This is a genomic window from Clostridium thermosuccinogenes (assembly GCF_002896855.1).
Classification (GTDB): Bacteria; Bacillota; Clostridia; order Acetivibrionales; family DSM-5807; genus Pseudoclostridium; species Pseudoclostridium thermosuccinogenes.
Map to the genome: position 1 here is coordinate 3,291,345 of NZ_CP021850.1, position 17,869 is coordinate 3,309,213.

At 41.2% G+C, this 17,869-nt stretch carries 12 protein-coding genes and 1 other annotated feature; of the genes, 2 read left to right on the forward strand and 10 right to left on the reverse strand.

Annotated features, from left to right (window positions below; all coding sequences use genetic code 11):
- Positions 1-669: 669 nt before the first annotated feature.
- The 8 genes from thrS to CDO33_RS14570 form a co-directional block, all read right to left on the reverse strand.
- The gene (gene thrS / locus CDO33_RS14535) at positions 670-2,577 is read right to left on the reverse strand and encodes a threonine--tRNA ligase (RefSeq protein ID WP_103081667.1); all 1,908 of its coding nucleotides are present in this window, start codon (positions 2,575-2,577) and stop codon (positions 670-672) included.
- A gap of 48 nt (positions 2,578-2,625) precedes the next feature.
- Positions 2,626-2,808 (reverse strand) — a binding site (T-box leader).
- A gap of 288 nt (positions 2,809-3,096) precedes the next feature.
- Positions 3,097-4,155 (reverse strand): glycoside hydrolase family 76 protein, encoded by a 1,059-nt coding sequence (locus CDO33_RS14540; protein WP_103081655.1) that lies wholly within the window; start codon positions 4,153-4,155, stop codon positions 3,097-3,099.
- Between the two features lie 63 nt (positions 4,156-4,218).
- The gene (locus tag CDO33_RS14545) at positions 4,219-6,159 is read right to left on the reverse strand and encodes a glycoside hydrolase family 76 protein (RefSeq protein ID WP_103081654.1); all 1,941 of its coding nucleotides are present in this window, start codon (positions 6,157-6,159) and stop codon (positions 4,219-4,221) included.
- A 41-nt stretch (positions 6,160-6,200) separates the two neighbouring features.
- Positions 6,201-7,451 (reverse strand): glycoside hydrolase family 76 protein, encoded by a 1,251-nt coding sequence (locus CDO33_RS14550; RefSeq protein ID WP_161496515.1) that lies wholly within the window; start codon positions 7,449-7,451, stop codon positions 6,201-6,203.
- 21 nt (positions 7,452-7,472) lie between these two features.
- Entirely contained in the window at positions 7,473-8,354 is an 882-nt protein-coding gene (locus tag CDO33_RS14555) for a carbohydrate ABC transporter permease (protein WP_103081652.1), read from the reverse strand.
- Positions 8,355-8,357: 3 nt separating this feature from the next.
- Complete coding sequence (locus tag CDO33_RS14560; RefSeq protein WP_103081651.1) at positions 8,358-9,287, reverse strand: carbohydrate ABC transporter permease; 930 nt, start codon at positions 9,285-9,287, stop codon at positions 8,358-8,360.
- Between the two features lie 815 nt (positions 9,288-10,102).
- Positions 10,103-11,458: an ABC transporter substrate-binding protein gene (locus CDO33_RS14565; protein ID WP_103081650.1), complete on the reverse strand. Its 1,356-nt coding sequence runs from the start codon at positions 11,456-11,458 to the stop codon at positions 10,103-10,105.
- Between the two features lie 851 nt (positions 11,459-12,309).
- Positions 12,310-13,437, reverse strand: a complete 1,128-nt coding sequence (locus CDO33_RS14570; RefSeq protein ID WP_103081649.1) for a GntR family transcriptional regulator — start codon at positions 13,435-13,437, stop codon at positions 12,310-12,312.
- Positions 13,438-13,654: 217 nt separating this feature from the next.
- On the opposite strand from CDO33_RS14570, the gene CDO33_RS20915 reads away from it, so the two are divergent.
- Positions 13,655-13,804 carry a hypothetical protein gene (locus CDO33_RS20915; protein WP_161496514.1) on the forward strand — a complete coding sequence of 50 codons (150 nt, stop codon included), beginning with the start codon at positions 13,655-13,657 and terminating at the stop codon, positions 13,802-13,804.
- A 316-nt stretch (positions 13,805-14,120) separates the two neighbouring features.
- On the opposite strand, the gene CDO33_RS21340 is transcribed toward CDO33_RS20915, so the two are convergent.
- A complete protein-coding gene (locus CDO33_RS21340) occupies positions 14,121-15,128 on the reverse strand; it encodes a GerMN domain-containing protein (RefSeq protein WP_242973900.1) in 1,008 nt (335 codons plus the stop codon).
- 103 nt (positions 15,129-15,231) lie between these two features.
- The gene (locus CDO33_RS14580; protein ID WP_103081647.1) at positions 15,232-16,059 is read right to left on the reverse strand and encodes a ComEA family DNA-binding protein; all 828 of its coding nucleotides are present in this window, start codon (positions 16,057-16,059) and stop codon (positions 15,232-15,234) included.
- A 330-nt stretch (positions 16,060-16,389) separates the two neighbouring features.
- Here CDO33_RS14580 and CDO33_RS14585 point away from each other — a divergent pair, with 330 nt between their 5' ends.
- Positions 16,390-17,706, forward strand: coding sequence for a D-alanyl-D-alanine carboxypeptidase family protein (locus CDO33_RS14585; protein ID WP_103081646.1), 1,317 nt, complete (start codon positions 16,390-16,392; stop codon positions 17,704-17,706).
- Positions 17,707-17,869: the final 163 nt, after the last annotated feature.

The following is a 17,869-nucleotide window of genomic DNA, read 5'->3' on the forward strand; positions in this document are numbered from 1 at the left end:
ATAACAGCAAGCAGAATAAACCGCGGGCAGCAGCCGCCAAGTACAACTTCTATGTACAGTTGCCCACGGCTGCAAAAGCAAGTATAGCTTCAAGAATCAAATACAACTATAAGAACGATGCAAACTACAAAAATTAAAAATAAGTAAAAGTAAAATTAAAAATAACTAAAGTTAAAAATAACTTAAAGAATGATGTAAACTGCAAAAATGATTTACTATTGCAGCTTTCGAAATCTGGCAGAAAACGGCATGTTTCCAATCAGCATATAAAAGACCGCCTATCACAAGCGGTCTTTATATGTTGGATCAATTGGTTCATTTTGCTCGTGCCAACTTAATTGCTTTTACCTATTCGTGCCGGTTTTTCGTATTGTACTTATCTGAGCAGATTTTATCCTTATGATTTTTTCTGTGCCAATTATAGGTGTTCAATACTTGTCTGTGTAGGTTTTAGCTGCACAATTTTATCTTTGTCAGTTCTAGTCGTACAATATTTGTCTGTGCAGGCTTTAGCTGCACGATTTTATCTGTGTCGGTTTTGTCGTACAATATTTGTCTGTGCAGGCTTTAGCCGTGCGATTTTATTTGCACTGGTATTAACCTCACAATATTTATTACCTGTATTGGCTTTAGCCGCACGATTAATTTCACCGGATTTCAACCGTGATTTTACATTGCCTTGCTTTTTATTTCATCCAGCACCTTGCTTATAAACTCTTCAACTTTCATGGAGCCCAGCTGCCCTTCCTTCCTGGATCTTACGGCAACTGTCCTGTTTTCCGTTTCCTGGTCGCCGATTACAAGCATATACGGAACTTTTTCCATTTGAGCTTCCCTTATCTTGTAGCCAATCTTCTCATTTCTGAGATCCACCTCAACGCGGATTCCTTTTTCCTCCATGGCCCTCTTAAGCTCTAGCACATAGGGATGGTGTTTTTCCACCAGAGCGAGGATTTTTACCTGTACCGGTGAAAGCCATACGGGGAAAGCTCCGGCAAAATGCTCCGTAAGTATTGCTATAAACCTTTCAATGCTGCCAAACACAACCCTGTGAATCATTACAGGCCTGTGCTTCTCACCGTCTGCTCCCACATAAGTCAAATCAAATCTCTCAGGCATCTGGAAATCGAGCTGTATTGTTCCGCACTGCCATGTACGTCCCAAGGAATCCTCAAGATGGAAGTCAATCTTTGGTCCATAGAAAGCTCCATCTCCTTCGTTCACCTTATAATCCATATTTTTGGCTTCCAGCGCATTTTTCAATGCATCAGTAGCCATTTCCCAATCCTCATCGGAACCCATGGAATTTTCCGGTCTTGTGGAAAGCTCTACATGGTACTTGAAGCCAAACACCTTATAAAAGTCATCTATGAGTTCTATTACTGCCAGAACCTCATCCCTTATCTGGTCCGGAGTCATGAATATATGGGCATCGTCCTGGGTAAAGCATCTTACCCTCATCAACCCGTGCAGGGCGCCGGACAGCTCATGCCTGTGCACCAGACCCAGTTCCGCCATCCTCTGAGGCAAATCCCTGTATGAGTGGAGCCTTCTTTTATACACCAGCATTCCGCCAGGGCAGTTCATGGGTTTAATGGCGAAGTTGCCTTCGTCTATTTTTGTAAAATACATGTTTTCCTTGTAATGGTCCCAATGTCCCGAACGGTGCCATAAATCCTCGTTCAGTATTATCGGGGTTTTTATCTCCTGATAGCCTCTCTTGCGATGCTCTTCCCGCCAGTACTCCTCCAGCACATTTCTGAGCACCATACCCTTGGGCATGAAGAACGGGAACCCTGGGCCTTCCTCCAGTATATCAAACAAATCCAGCTCCTTGCCCAGCTTCCTGTGATCCCTCTTTTTAGCCTCTTCCAGGCGTAACAGGTATTCATCCAGCTCGCTCTTCTTTGAAAAGGCAGTGCCGTATATCCTCTGGAGCATTTTATTCTTTTCATCGCCCCTCCAGTATGCACCGGCTACCGATAAAAGCTTGAAAGCTTTTACTTTGCCTGTTGAAGGCAGATGCGGACCGGCACAGAGGTCTACAAATTCTCCCTGCTTGTAGAAGGATATTTCTTCGCCTTCCGGCAGGTCACGAATCAGCTCAACCTTATAGGGCTCGTTTCTTTCCTCCATATAACGGATAGCTTCATCCCTCGGAAGGGTAAACCTCTCCAGGGGATAGTCCTCCTTGATTATCTTGGCCATTTCCTTTTCAATTGCTTCCAGTTCTTCTACTGAAAAAGGCTTGTCAGTATCAAAGTCATAGTAAAAACCGTTATCTATGGATGGGCCTATCGCCAGTTTTACATTCGGATAAAGCCTTTTTACGGCCTGTGCCATGATATGGGAGGTTGTATGCCTGTAAGCCCGTTTTCCTCCTTCGTCATCCCAAGTGAGCAGGTTTAATTTGCAGTCCTTTTCCAGCTTGTAATTAAGGTCTTTTACCTCACCATCGACCTCTCCTGCCAGAGCAACTCTTGCCAGTCCTGCACTTATGCTTTCTGCTACTTCCTTTATTGCGATGCCTTCGTTAAACTCTTTGCTGCTGCCATCCTTAAGCATGACTTTAATCATAATCTTTTCTCCTTTCCTTATTATGCGCACTAAAAAACTCCCATCCCTATAAGGGACGAGAGTTATATCCCGTGGTTCCACCCTAATTGCTTCTCATTGCGATTATAACGGAATCACCGATTCAGCTCGGAGGTGGTCTTCAACCGGGTTTCTTTAAAGGCACTTGCAGCCTGTGGTGCCTTCTCTCTTTAAAAGAAATATCCGGCCTACTCTTCTCGTCACTGCTGATTGAAATCCTCTGTTTTAATCCAGCAACCTGCCACATCAAAGCCAGCAAGCAATACCATCGAATTGCTGCTGAAATGGATTGCTGGTAATATGATTAAATTTTATTATAACCCTTTGCCATACCTCTGTCAAGGCAAAATATTATATCAAACAGCAGTTTCCCATTGCATATAAATCATTTTTTATCTCTATTTTGCCTTTAAGCCTATTCAAGATTATCCATCCAAAATTGCAATAACGGCAGAAGCCTTTGATCCCGTAAAGATTCCACGCATGATACATTATGGGCAGTTACACGCTTTCCACCGTGAGAATGCCGGGATCAGGATCAAGCAAGGCCACCATCTCCAGCAGCATAAGACCGCTGAGCTGCGCACATAGCTGCACAACAGGCTCGACTTTGCCTTTCCACCCCCTGCTGATAAGACCGCGTTCATTTCTTCCGGACTCCCACATGACCGTTGCATTATGAATCAACATCTTTCTGATATTGAGCATATCAGGACGCATTTTTACCAGTTCACACAAATATCGTACAAATATGCCTTTAAACAGCCCGCAATCGTCCTTTCCTTCGTCGGGCAGCATACCGCTTTCAGCATCGATAAAGCGTTTTAACGCAAACTCCGCCGTGCGTACAGCATCATTGATATACATTATGTCGCCGGTTATCCTGTACAATTCAATGCCAGCTCCTATAAAAACACCCTGGCAATAAGTATACTCCCAGTCATAATCAATTTTCCCATCTCCCAGGCGGTTTATTCCATCCCATACAAAACCGGTATTGGGGTCCATCAGGTTGTCCTTATTCCAGTTATAGATTTTATGCGCCCATTTAAAATCATCCGGCCGATTAAATCTCTGGTACAATCTGGATGCAAGTATTGAAGCCGGCGCATTGGCAGGCGTATTCTTATAGTCCAGCTGATCTTTTTTCCAGGCCATACCCCCGCCCATGTGATCATTCCACGCCGTCTTAATGCTCTCCCATAGTATCAGGACCTGTTCTTTGTAAAACTCATTCTTTGTTGCATCATATACCCTTAGAAGCGCAAGGGCCATCCACTCCATATCATCATAATAATTGTGCAGCAGCGTATTTCCATTTATTCTTTTCACGTTGGCAATAATCGTGTCGATTAGCTCAATATAACCAAAATCCTTGGTCCTTTCATAACCATCCATCAAAGCATCAATCACATGGGCGTGCCACCAGTATATCAAATTGTCCTTGCTGATGTTTTCTCCGGGACAGGTTTGATTCATTATTCCCAGTTCTTCATTCCAAAAATTATATTTCAGTTCTTCCTGCGCTGTTTGCGCTCTTGTAGCCCAGTCAATTCGCACATCTAGCCCTCCTTTGGTTTATATAATCAGTAGCTGGTACTTAGTGTACCAGCTACCGGACTTTTATTGCACAATCTGGAGATAATCCAGGTTAAGCCAGTTGGTGCTTCCTTTTGAACTGTTAAAAATAAGGGATATCGTATTGCTTCCACTATGCAAATATACGTTTGAAACAGTAACGATACTATAATTGGACCAGCTGCCGGTTGCTGAAAATGCCTGATTGTCCACCACTCCCGTTCCGTTAACGTATAAGTAGCGGCTTGCATTTCCCGCGCCTGCAGCATAACGGAATATCAGATTATAATATCCTGCGGTGTCCACATTGACGTTGAAGTCAACCCATTGCCCGTTGCTGTTCCACCCGGCAATATATCCGCTGCCCGAATAATCCCCATAGGTTGATTCGGTTGAAAGATTGTGAAGCACAGCGCTTTCTGCTTCATAAATCCGACCGGAAGCCTCTGCTACGGTTATCTTATCCAGATTTAAATAATTTGTGCTGCCTGAACTGCTGTCAAAAATAAGTTCCACTTTATTGGTCCCCTGAATCAAAGGCACATAAACCGATACACTGCTCCAGTCTGACCAGCTGGATGTTTGAGTGAAAGCAACGTTGCCCATCGATACACCATTGACAGTTAATTTTCTGACGGCATTCCCGGCTGCTGCAGAATATCGGAACGTTATGGCATAAATGCCGTTAGATTGAACGTTTACAGGGAACAGAACCGAAGAACCATTCTGGTTCCAGCCTGCAACATAACTTCGACCGCTATATCCGGGACGTTCATAGTCATTGTCCTCAACGGGTACGTTAAAACGTCTGGCATTTTCAGCCTCATAAGTCCCGGAACCGACAACTACTCCTGTAAAGTTGTCTGGGTCGGAAAGAAACAGAATATCCACGCCCGCCGCAGCAGCAATGCTCTGTATGTACCCGCTGTCAGGCGTCAACGACCAATCAGGTCCTATGATTCCATCGGAAGTACGTCTATGATTCCATGCCTGGGTTGCGTTGTCCTGCAGGAACTTCAAATACTGGGTTTGGTTCGCTTCGTATACCAGGCGTTTTACATTCCGCATAAATATCATTTTAAAAGCCGGCACATCATCAATTCCCTCATATAATAATGTTGTTCCGTCAACAGTCATGTTGTTAAATACCCAATCGACACAATCGGTGGCATTGGTCAAATACCTTGAGTTGCCCGTCACTTTATAAAGCTCAAGAGATGCTCCTGCAAAACCGCCAAAATTATATGTGAATTCCCAATCTATGAGGCCTTCACCCTGCCTGTATTGATCATATACATATCCGTTTCCTGCGTACAAAGTGTTTTCCAGCCAATTGTAAAGATCATGGGCTTTGCTCAGATAGCTCGGGTCGTTATATGCGTTGTAAAGCCTGACAGCAATAATAGCCGCAGTAGCATTGGTAGCCACGTTCTTTTGCGGCAGGAAATTGATGGTGTTCCACCATATTCCGCCTCCGAAATCCGAGGACCATGACTGCCATATATGATCAAACATCTCCTTGGCCCGTGTCTTGTACCGTGTATCTCCCGTTATCTCATAGGCGCGGATTGAACCCAGCGCCCACCAGGCAATGTCATCATTGAAGGGATTGCTTTCCCAGTTCGGATATGCAGAGTTAAATCCATCATAGATATCATGTATTAAGTTAAGATATTTGGGATCATTCGTCCTTTCATAAGCATCCATTATTGTTTGCCATATTTGTGCCTCCCACCAGTAATCCGTATAAAGCCCATTTTCCGGACCAGCTGCGTGTTCATGAATTTGTCTGTCGCTATTTGTATAAAAGTATTTTTTTACCGGGTCATAAAATACGTTAAGAAAATCCTCCATGGCTGTTTCCGCATTTGCGGCTGTAAATGCATGAACATTACTGCTGTCAGCAAAAAACACCACAGAAGAAAACAAGAAGTTGAAAATAAGGGCCATTGCAAACAATCTTTTACCTTTAACACCCTTCAACATACAAATAGCCTCCCCATTTTTATTTTTTCATTGTCCCCTGCCTAGTCCCTAAGCAAGGCAGTTCTGGCGTACATTTCCACCATGCAGCTTACATCAAGCAATGGTTTATTCCGGTTTTTTACAACACCACTCCAGTCACTTTCCAAAAGTCCGTTTTCATCCTTCGCATTCTCCCATGCGTAATCGATATTGTCTATAATGGAGTTGATGTAACGGGGATTTCCGTCGACCTTATAAAGCTCTATATAACCTCTGTAAAGAATATCGGTAAACCACGGATTATTAGCAGGATAAAAGCAAATATCCTGTTTTTTCTCCGTAAAATGCTCAAGACTTGCTTTGGCCACTTTCTGCGCTTCCAGAAGATATTTATCTTCCTTGGTTATGTTGTACAGTAAAACCGAGGCATGGAGCATAGTACCGCTGTTATAAGTATATGTAGCCTTGTCAATGTTTCCTTTAAGGTCAATGTTATCCCAATAAACTCCGGACGGTGACTGCAAGTTGTCCTTTGTCCAATTGTATATTTTAAGTCCCCACTCGTAGTACTCCTCTTTCTGAGTTTCTTCATACAGCATCAGAGCCAGTATCGCAGCAGGTCCGTTTGAACATGTGTTTTTTGATTCCTTCTTTTGTTCACACCAGTATATACCACCTCCCAACTCATCAGTCCATCCGCTTTTTACAAACTCAAATATCCTTTCAGCCTTTTCCAGATATTTTTTATCTCCAAAAGTTCTATAGGCCTCAATAAAATCCAGACCCAACCACATATTGTCATCATAGTATCTGTCAGAGCCCCCAAATTCACCGGGATAAGCTTCATATGCCGCAGGTTTCCGTATATCGTCATAATAATGCTCCAATCCTGCCAATATTTTTTCATATGAGTCGATATATTTCTCTTTGTTTCCGGGAAGTTTAATTATGGCATTGGCAGCAGAAAACATAGCTGAATACGGCCATAAATATGAAACTGCATTATCTTCCGGTTTTGGAGGATAATTTTCGAGAAACAGATTGGTTCCTTCTACGGAATAAAGCTCCAATATCTTTTCATATAATGATTCTGCTTTTTTCTGATATGTAATTTGCATATTTTCCATCACTGTCTCATCTTCCTTTTCCCTGGGATTATTAATGTTATTTGCGCTGTCTGCACTTACTTTATCTATACTTGTTTTATCTGTACTTACTTTATCTGTACTTATTTTTTCTGTACTTGTTTTATTTGTGCAACCGGATAACATCAAAGAGGACAGCAAAAATATCAAAAATGTTGCTTTTTTCATTTGATCCCTTCTCAGCATTGCTCATACTTTCATGCCTGAAAATGCAATACCCTTGATGAAGTACTTCTGTGCAAAAACAAACAGCACTAATATCGGAATAATGGCTATCAGAGAACCTGCCATCATAGCTCCATATTCCGTATTCCGGTTATATGAAAAGGCCTGAAGTCCCATTTGTATTGTGGCTTTCTGAGGATCGTTCAACACAATCATCGGCCACAGGAAGTTGTTCCATCCGGCCTGGAAGGTAAATATGGCTAATGCAGCCAGTGCCGGCTTGGTCAAGGGCATGTATATGCTCCAAAAGATTCTGAATTCACCGGCCCCCTCTATTCTGGAGGCTTCAGCCAGTTCAGTGGGCAGCGTCACAAAGAACTGTCGCATGAAAAATACCGCAAAGGCTCCTGCAGCTCCAGGAAGGACAATCGCCCAGTAAGTGTTCAGCAAACCGGTACCGCCTTTTCCCAGTATGTCATTTCCTCCCACCAGCGGAAAATTCTTTACTACAAGAAATTGAGGTATCATGGTTACAATACCCGGAACCATAAAGGATGAAAGCAATATTCTGAAAATCAGGTTTCTTCCCTTAAATCTCAGCTTTGCAAAGGCATAACCTCCCAGGGAGCCAAAGAACAGATTCGAAATAACGCCCAAAGAGGCAAGATAAAAGGAGTTAGCAAAATATCTGGCATACGGTACAGTGGTAAACGCATCAATATAATGCTGTAAAGTAATTCTGTTCGGTATCCATATGATGGGTATGGCAAAAATATCCTCATTATACTTAAAGGATGTTATCAATGACCAGTAAAATGGAAGTATCATAATGATTGCGATAGGAATCAGCAGAATATAGTATAAGATGCCTTCCATGTATTTCTTACCGACACTTTCTCTATGCATCAACTATTCCTCCTGTTCAGAACTGTTTAATCTAAAGTTTATAATTGAAAATACCAGGATTATTACAAATAATGCAAATGCCATAGCAGAGGCATACCCCATGTTCAATTGATTGAACCCCTCGTTGTATATCAAATAGACAGGAGTAGTTGTCGCATATCCAGGGCCTCCCTGGGTCATGGCAAATGCCTGGTCAAACAACTGGAATGAACCTATCATCGACATGATAAATATGAAAAAAGTAGTAGGTCTCAAGCCTGGTAGTGTTATATAAAAAAACAACTGCCACTTATTAGCTCCATCCAGTTTAGCGGATTCGTAAAGCGTAGCTGGTATTCCTTGTAATCCAGCCATATATATTACCATATTGCCACCTATTCCCTGCCACAAGGTGACTATCACAATGGATATCATAGCTGTGCTTGTATTGGCTAACCAGGCAGGTCCGGTTATACCGACATAACTCAAAATCTGATTCAGAAGTCCGTATTCGGGATTTAATATCCACATCCATACTGTGGCTGCAGCAATTGACGAAGTCAAGCCAGGAATGTAGTAAATTGTTCTAAATAGGTTAGTACCCGGCAATTTCCGGTTCAATAAGAGAGCGATGAGCAATGAGCATACAACCATCAATGGGACATACATAACCACATAGAATAAAATATTTAGTAAAGACGTAATAAATATTTCATCATCTAAGAGCTTTTTGTAATTCTTCAGCCCTACCCATTTCGCTGTTGATAAAACGTCATAATTGGTAAAGCTTAGATAAAATGCACTTATAATGGGTATGCCGGTAAAAATAATATATAGAACAACACTTGGGGCAATAAACAAGTATCCCATTATGGCTTGATAACGTCCCAACTTGTGTCTTTTTACGGCTTTTATACCCTTATCGGTCTGTGCTGTGCCATAAGTCAAAAGCATCCTCCAACCCCCCATGTACATAATACAAGCAAAATTTGAACAAATAAAAATCCTAAGATCAAACACTATATTCTCTAATGATTTAGTACAATTAATATTTCATCCCAGAGTCAAACACTTTAATCTCTATTAACCAGTGCAATTTAATTCTCACTCCAAAAGTCAACGCTTTAATCTCCATTAACCTTAGTGCAATCAATATCTCACTCCAAAAGTCAAACGCTTTGATGCATATTAACTTTGTGCAATCAATTTCTCACCCAAAGCCAAGCACTTTGGCCTCTATTAACCGGCACAATTAATATCTCATCCCAAAGCAAACATTTTGGTCTCTATTAATTGGCACAATTAATATCCAGCCCTAAAGTCAAGCACTTTGAGCTCTATTAACTTAGTGCAATTTAGTTATCACCCCAAATCGGATACTTGATCTCTATTAGCTCAATGCAATTTATTTTTCATCCAAAGTCAAATACTACGTTTTCCAATGACTTAGCGCAGTTAATTCTCACCTCAAAATCGGACGTCATGATTTCTATTAACTAGTACAATTAATTTTTCAATCCTAAATCAAACACTGTGATTTCTATTTGCCTTATGCAATTAACGCTTTACTCCAATCAGACATTATGACCTCTATTAATAAATTTAGTGAAATTAGTTTCTCACCCCAAATCAGACACTATGATTTCTAATGGCTTAGTACAAGTTAATATCTCATCCCAAAATCTGAATGTGATATATAAGAAATTCGATTTTGGGATGAGATTTTTCACAAATGTTATGAACCTACTTTATTTAAACTATTTTGAAGCTTATTCTTCTGATGTCTCTGCAAGTATCTTGTCACCCATCTCTTGAGCTTTCTGCAGAGCCTGTTCTGCTGTCAGCTTGCCCTCTACGAACAACTGAAGCTGAGGTATCAAAGCCTTTACTTCCATATTTGAGTACTGCTCAAAGGGAGGTCTTATTTTTGCAAACTCAAAGGTCTCAACAAAAGGCTTATATAGTGAATCTTCAGCAGAGAAAAACTCATCCTGTGCCGCAATTCTTGATCCTGGGATATTAAGGCTCATCTTACCATACATTGCTGCATTTTCAGGCACCGCCAGCCACCACTTCATTAACTCCCATGCCTCTTCCTTATGCTTTGCAGCGGAAGGTATTACAAGACCAAATCCTCCTATCATTCCACCTTTATGTCCGTTTGGTCCTGCCGGAGGAGGAACGATTCCAAACTCTAAATCTTTTCCGTATTCCTTGTATGTACTGAGCATCCATGGGCCGGTATAAGTCATGGCAACCTTTCCTGTGGCAAAAGCGTCTACATCGTTGCCCAATCCGCTTTCAAAGCCAACCTTGTATACCTTATCTTCATTCAGCAAGCGGTCCCAGAAATTCAATACCATCAATCCTTCAGGGCTGTTAAAGGCTGTCTTTTTTCCGTCTTCAGTAACCATATCTCCACCGGCTTGCCTTATCCACATGCTGAAAAGTCCTACATCACTCAGTGAAAAGCCTGCACGCACCAGTTTGTCTCCATCCCATTCCGTCAGTTTTATAGCGGCTTCCCGCAATTCATCCCATGTTTTGGGAGGATTAAGTCCCTTTTCAGCAAACAACTTCTTATTGTAAAAGAGAGCACGGCAATCCACAGTTAAAGGCAAACCATAGGTTTTTCCGCCATATGACAGCTCCCGCAGAGCTTCCTGGTAAAAATCCTCTTTATTTACGTTATCCCTCTGCATGAAATCATCAATAGGCTCCAATACGCCTTTTGGTGCATAAAGGCAGGTTCTCCAGCGATCCCAGAACATGATGTCGGGAGATTGTCCGGAAGCGGATGCTGTCAAAAACTTAGTAATCATATCTTGGGTAACAACATATTTTGCTACAATTCTGTCCTGTGATTTATTGAACTCTTCCAGCATAGCTTCAAATTGCTTTTGTCCTTCTCCTGCCCAGTCTCCCCAATAAATGATTTCTACGGGTTCCTTTTTTTCTGCCTTATCCGTTTTGTCAGTTTTTTCCGTTCCTCCTGCAGAAGTCTGTTCCTGTGTTTTGGCCGAATCGTCTTTAGAGTCTGCATTTTTAGATCCACAAGCCACTAAAGACAAAGCCAGACACAAGGCAAGGAGTAAAGATAGCGTTTTTAATACTTTCGTTTTCATTTTAATCTCTCCTTTTCCTTTTTATGTTAATTTATTTGCACATAAATAAATTTTAGTGCCTATAAATCAGGAATTTTAGCTATTCTACCTTTCGCTGCCCGGATAAAATGCTTTTATTTTCAAATGGCATAAGACATTATTTAATTCTGATAGTGAACTCAGCAATCAAGAAAATTACTCAGGCAAACCAGATGGTGTGTGCTTCGACGGGTTAATAATGCCAAAATTTTCATGTATAAACCCTGCATTGGCATATGTTTATCGCAAATACATTTTGTATTATGTCAACTTCTTTTTTGAGAAAAAGATGTCAGTATCTGCATATCAATACTAATATGTGATACAGGTTTAAAAGCATGAAGACAACTGGCTTCTTTGGAGTATCTTCTTTAATACGTTTTGCATATAATGTGGATTGCACTTAATATGGAATATGTATTGTTGACTTTGGAGTTTCTTTCATTATTATCAGCCTCACATTAATATGATATTTATATAATAACATATATGTGTTTCTGATTTATCATGTTTTATTTCATATGTTTTTTATTACATTTATATTATATTCAGTTATCAGATGAATTGTCAATAGCAAAATTAGTTTTTATTAGCATAAAAAATATAAAAACGGTATAACATATATCATATTCAACGATACATATTATGCCGTTTATTTAATTCTTATACCCAATTTGCATTTTTGCACAAGCAATTTGTTCCGGAAATAAAAGATTTCACGCCCTTTGTTCATCCCAAAGGGCTGTCGGGAGAGGATGCAAGACAGTATTCCGTTTTTAAAGAGCCGATATGGGTTTTCCTATATCAATATTACTTTTGCGTAAGTATCAGAATTAAGTAATTTTTTTGGTAGTTTGTCCGATAATCAGTTCTGACTCCAGAAAGACTTTTTTATTATAGTCTCCATTTTCAATCTGTTTCTGTATCAGCTGCACTGCAATTGCCCCCATCTCTCTTTCCTTCTGGCGAACATGGGTAAATAAATAATCCCCTGTATAGCTGCGGGGTTCATCAAAGCATATTATGGATATATCATCGGGAACTTTTTTGCCAAGGGTTAAAACTGCCTTCCTGCAAAGCAATGCGATATTATACTCCGTAGCAAATAAGCATGTGATTTGAGGATTTCTCTTTAAATGATCCATTATCTTTTCTATATCTTTTGCTATGTTTTCCTCAGTATTCATGCCGGGTATTGTGCTCTTGATGCCCATCAGGTGCAGGCTGCTTTCTACCGGAACCCCGTTTTCCGCATGGCTTTTTATAAACCCTTCCATGCGTTCCTCGATGGTGGAAGTATCAATTGATGGAGGTGAAACAAAGCTAATATACCTATGTCCCAGCTTCAGCAGATAGTCAACAGCCATCTTTGATGATGCTATATTGTCCGTGCATACACATGGCGAAGGTATTCCTTTCAGATACCTGTCGACAAAGACCACAGGAAAACCGTCCAGCACTAATCTAAGCACCTTTGGATTATAGTTTTCTCCATGCACAGGCATTATAATAATACCCTTTACTCCAAGGTTCACCAAGCCATCCATTACTTTTTCCTCTAAATCCTGAAGGCCAAAAGTTCGTCTGTGAACAATATACAGATCATGCTTTGTCGCTTCTTCCTCGATTCCCTTAAACAATTCGGTAGCGTACCCATCTGAATAATCGGGCAGGACAAAACCTATTAATGAACCGGATTTCACACAGCCTTCATTCGTTTTGTCCGTGGTTTCTTTAAAATCCTTTGTGATATATGAACCTTTACCCCTTATTCTCTTAACTATTCCTTCCTCTGCCAGCAATTCAAGCGCTTTTTTGGTGGTTATCCTGCTCACATTGAATTTTTCTGTCAGTTCCTTTTCCGTAGGTAAACGATCTCCTTTTTCATACTTTCCTGATTTTATTTCATTAATAACATGATTGTATATTATCTCATATAGATGTCCGTTGGTACCATTCAATAAACTCACCTCATATCAAGTTGTAAATGCCATATATATTATATCATTTATATTATTTATGTCAATATTATGGGTTTTATCTCATTTTATACTAAGGAGCTTTTTCCTTATAGTAATCCATCACAACTTCCCTCTCCCTATATTTCCGGGCAATACCAATCCTTTGCAGGCTTGTGCTATAATGGTAAATAATTCCATTTAGCAGGAGGTACTCTTCATGAGAACTAAAAGGTTGGACAAGTTCCGAAAGTACAGATACAGAAAATACAGAAAATTCTTCCTATTCGTTGTGGTCATACCCTTTGCCTCTGTCTTTGTAGGGTATCTGCTGACATCCCTCATCATTCTGCCGGTAATGTCGAAATAAGGCTCCGGCCTGGACTATAGCTTGGACTACAGCTTGGATCATAGCTTGGATCATAGCTTGGATTACAGCTTGTACTACAGCTTGTACTACAACTTGTACTACAGCCTATACTAAGGCTTGTACCATAGCTTTTAATCAGCCGGTTCCCGCAATAGCCGTGGTAAAATTCCTTAATACTTTACAGTAACAAAAAATTGATATCCGTCAATCTAGCATCCTTCCCTCACCTGAACAGCAGGCGGTTTATTTATTCGCGGCTTCATCGGAGGACAGGCCAAAGCCTGCAGAAAAGGTGGGCATCAAGCCCACCTGTAGATTATTCTGCTATAGCATCCTCATTTCTTTCAATAGGTTCACCAAGCTCCATATGAATATATGTTTCCCTTATTTCCCCTTCAATAAGAAACTGGACTTTTTCGATGCCCGGCAGTTCCGTAAGGGTATTCACTATTGAATATATGGTCATCAATTCTCCTGCCGAACCACCGGTGGAATTCTCCAGGAACTCCTTCGAAAGATTGAGGTGGCATATCCCGTCCTTTGTTTCCACCGACAAAACCCTCGTTCCTTCAGGTATTGTGGGATTCAAGCCCCGGGTTATCGGAGCTTTGGTCAGCTCATAAAACACTTCGGCTTCTATGGGTTCATCTTTGTATATGTAAGCTTCCCTCTTTTCAGCTATTAAGGCTTCCCCTTCGGCATTGCCATAATACAGGGTTACCGCCCGAGTTTCTCCTTCAACCGGCTGGCCCTGAGCATCCAGTTCAAATCTTTCCAGCTCTCCGAAGGGCAATCCGCTGGGTCCTATCAAAGCTTCCCCTTCAACCAATATTTTCACCTTCCGTATTCCTTCCATATCGGTCAGAGTATTGACCAGGGATGCTCTTGCTATGACCTCTGCCATTCCATTTGCATTTAGAAATTCTTTTGAAAAATTAACTATCACTGTATCACCGTCAATACTGCTTTCAATCAGCCTTGTATTCTCCGGCATGCTTCTTTTAAGGTTCTTTTCCGACGGACCTTCAATTAAGGCTTCAATTGCCGCTCTGACCATGTCTCCGTCCTCTACGGCAACCTCCCTCATTTCTTTCACAACAGCGCTTTTATCTTCATTTGCGAAATAAAGGCTCAATGTTATTTTATTCTCACCGGTTGTATTGCTCTCATCCGGAGCGGTATCAGAAGTGGAGGTTTGAGTGGTGGATGCAGGTAAATCCGTATCCTGTGGGGCATCGCTTTCTTTACCTTTCATGAAACTGCAAGCGGATATTGTCGTAATAATTACTGCCAGCGTTATCGTCAGAGTAATATTCCTTTTCATATTCTGCTTCATCTCCTCAGTTTTTCATATTTTCACATAAATCCCGCCCTCAGTTTAATTATACCTCCTCTTATTTCCCATATCCAGTTTTATGGCAACATTGTTAATCAACTGTAATAATATCCTTAATTTTGTCAAATTTGCTCGCACCTATCCCGGAAACTTGCATGATATCTGAGATTTTTTTGAATTTTCCGTTCTTCTGGCGGTAGTCAATGATCTTCTGCGCTGTAGCAGCGCCAATGCCGGGAAGAGTATCCAGCTCCTCCAGGGTGGCGGTATTTATGTTGATTTTTCCGCCGGAAATGCCGCTCGACCCTTTATTGCCGATTACCACCGCTCCACCGCTGTCTTTGATAATTTCAATCCCTGATCCTGCAGCTCCCTCATTTTCGGAAGACTTTGCTCCTGATTTGCTCTGGGCTCCGGCATTATTATTGGAGCTGCCTTGCGATGTTTCCTGGGATTCCTTAACAGATCTGATTCTCAGCATGACATTTTCCGTCAGCTCATAAACGAGGTTGATGTTCTTTATGTCGGCGTCCTCAGTGGCTCCCCCCGCAGCCTTTATGGCATCATCGATCAACTGGCCCTTTTTCAGCGTTACTATCCCTTCATTTTTGACGCACCCCACCACATAAACCTTGATCTCCTCAACCTCGGCTTCAGGCTCTGCCACGTTTTGCCCGCCTTCCGATTCGGCCTTCTGGTTTGCCGCTTCCGGTTTCCTGTCTGTCGTGGGTATATCCGATGTTCCTTTACTTTCCTCCCACGCCATGGAAAAATCATCGTCATTTTTTATAATTATATCCGCGCCGCTGCTGTTCACAGCATAGCCAATTGCCAGTGCCGCCGCCAGCAACACCAATGCAGCAATAACAACCAGGCTCTTTTTTATGTAGATTTCTCTGCCAAATAAGTTAATAAGCAAGACCATTCCTCCTCATACCCATTTATGTCAAACATTGAAGTATTTATCCATGGTCAAGACAAGCCTTCATACCAGCGACTGACGCCATGGACTTTAGGCTAAGTTTTATGTAAAATCATGTTGTTTTATGAAAATATTTGTATATTTATATTCTACATTTAACATCTTTTTCCTTTTTTTATAAATTATCTTTTTTTAAAAGATAGTACTCTTTTAATGCTTTTTTTGATATACTTTTATATGCGTGTTCAGCAGTGCTGCCACGCTTATTTTGCAAGGCGGGCTTAAGATGCTTTGCTCTTGTATTTTGACATTGTATGGAGGACCACAATGAGGAAAATATTTTCAGTGTTATTGGCAATTTCGGTTTTAAGCGCATGTATTTCCAATGTGCATGCAGAAGAACTAAATATAGATGCACCTTCTTACATTTTGATAGATCCTGAAACAGGCAGGTCGCTGGCGGAAAAAGAACCCGATGAAAAAATGTATCCTGCCAGCACCACAAAGATCATGACTGCAATAATCGCCCTTGAGCAAGGCGATTTAAATCAGATGGCTACGGCCAGCGCAAAAGCTATTGATCTGGAATATGGCTCAATGCATATAGGAATTATGCAAGGTGAACAGATTGTACTGGAAGATTTGCTAAATGCCATGATGGTAAGGTCTGCCAATGATGCTGCAAATATCATCGCCGAAAATGTGGGAGCTTCCTATGATGATTTTATCGAGCAAATGAACAAAAAGGCCCGCGAACTGGGGGCTACGAATACGCATTTCGTAAATCCCCATGGAATGCACAATGATGATCATTACACCACGGTCTGCGATATGGCGACAATTGCGCGTTACGCCATGTCAATAGACAAGTTCAGGGAAATCGTTAAAAAGCCCTATTACGATATGAAGCCTACAAACAAGCATGAAGAATGGGACAGGTTGTATACCATAAACAGATTCCTTACCAATCTTCAGGAATATAAGTCGGATTATTTTACACCCATAGGTATAAAATCGGGATACACGAGCCAGGCTGGAAACACTCTGGTGTCAGCTGCGGTAAACGATAGCGGGATGGAGCTGATTGCTGTGGTTTTTGGCGCAAAAGGCTCCAACAACAACTCCGATGTTTATGATTTCTCCAAAGAGCTTCTCGAATATGGATTTAAAAATTTCTCCCGAAAGAAGCTTTTAAAATCCAATCAGTTAGTAGAGAGCGTAAATGTGGAGGATGCAACTGACAACCCAAGCCTTGATCTGGTGGCAGAGTCGGACATTTCGGCTATCCTTCCTTCAGACCAGGATCTCTCCCTTCTGGAGAAAAACATAGTTTTAATTTCCCCCACCATCAGTGCCCCTGTTTCTAAGGGTGATGTTCTGGGCTATGTCGAGTTTAGGCAGGATGGTGTTCTTCTTGGCAAGACTAATATTGTGGCATCCCGGTCGATTGACAAAAGCACTAAAGCAATAGAGAAGTTTAGTGAAGAAGTAGCATCGGCAAGACCCAGGCTGAAAAATTTTCTCATCGGCACTGCTACAGCTCTGGTTGCTTTTCTGCTGTTGAGAATCATACTTCGCAGGATTTCCAGAGCCAGATTTTCATCCAGATATTCCACAAAAAGCAGAAAACATTATAGAAATTGAAATATTATAGGAATCATTACCATATAAAATAACCGTCAACCGGCATTTTATGTTGATTGACGGTTTTGACACCTATGCCCCTGTAGATGGAGCCCTGCATTTTAACCTATGAGTACACATAATTTTTGTCTGTATCGTTACAAAACCTTTCTTTAATTAATCA

Coding starts and splice junctions, on each gene's coding strand:
- CDO33_RS21340 (WP_242973900.1), bottom strand. CDS start 15,128: ATGAAAAGGAATATTACTCTGACGATAACGCTGGCAGTAATTATTACG.
- CDO33_RS20915 (WP_161496514.1), top strand. CDS start 13,655: ATGAGAACTAAAAGGTTGGACAAGTTCCGAAAGTACAGATACAGAAAA.
- CDO33_RS14565 (WP_103081650.1), bottom strand. CDS start 11,458: ATGAAAACGAAAGTATTAAAAACGCTATCTTTACTCCTTGCCTTGTGT.
- CDO33_RS14585 (WP_103081646.1), top strand. CDS start 16,390: ATGAGGAAAATATTTTCAGTGTTATTGGCAATTTCGGTTTTAAGCGCA.
- CDO33_RS14560 (WP_103081651.1), bottom strand. CDS start 9,287: ATGCTTTTGACTTATGGCACAGCACAGACCGATAAGGGTATAAAAGCC.
- CDO33_RS14550 (WP_161496515.1), bottom strand. CDS start 7,451: ATGAAAAAAGCAACATTTTTGATATTTTTGCTGTCCTCTTTGATGTTA.
- CDO33_RS14545 (WP_103081654.1), bottom strand. CDS start 6,159: ATGTTGAAGGGTGTTAAAGGTAAAAGATTGTTTGCAATGGCCCTTATT.
- CDO33_RS14555 (WP_103081652.1), bottom strand. CDS start 8,354: ATGCATAGAGAAAGTGTCGGTAAGAAATACATGGAAGGCATCTTATAC.
- thrS (WP_103081667.1), bottom strand. CDS start 2,577: ATGATTAAAGTCATGCTTAAGGATGGCAGCAGCAAAGAGTTTAACGAA.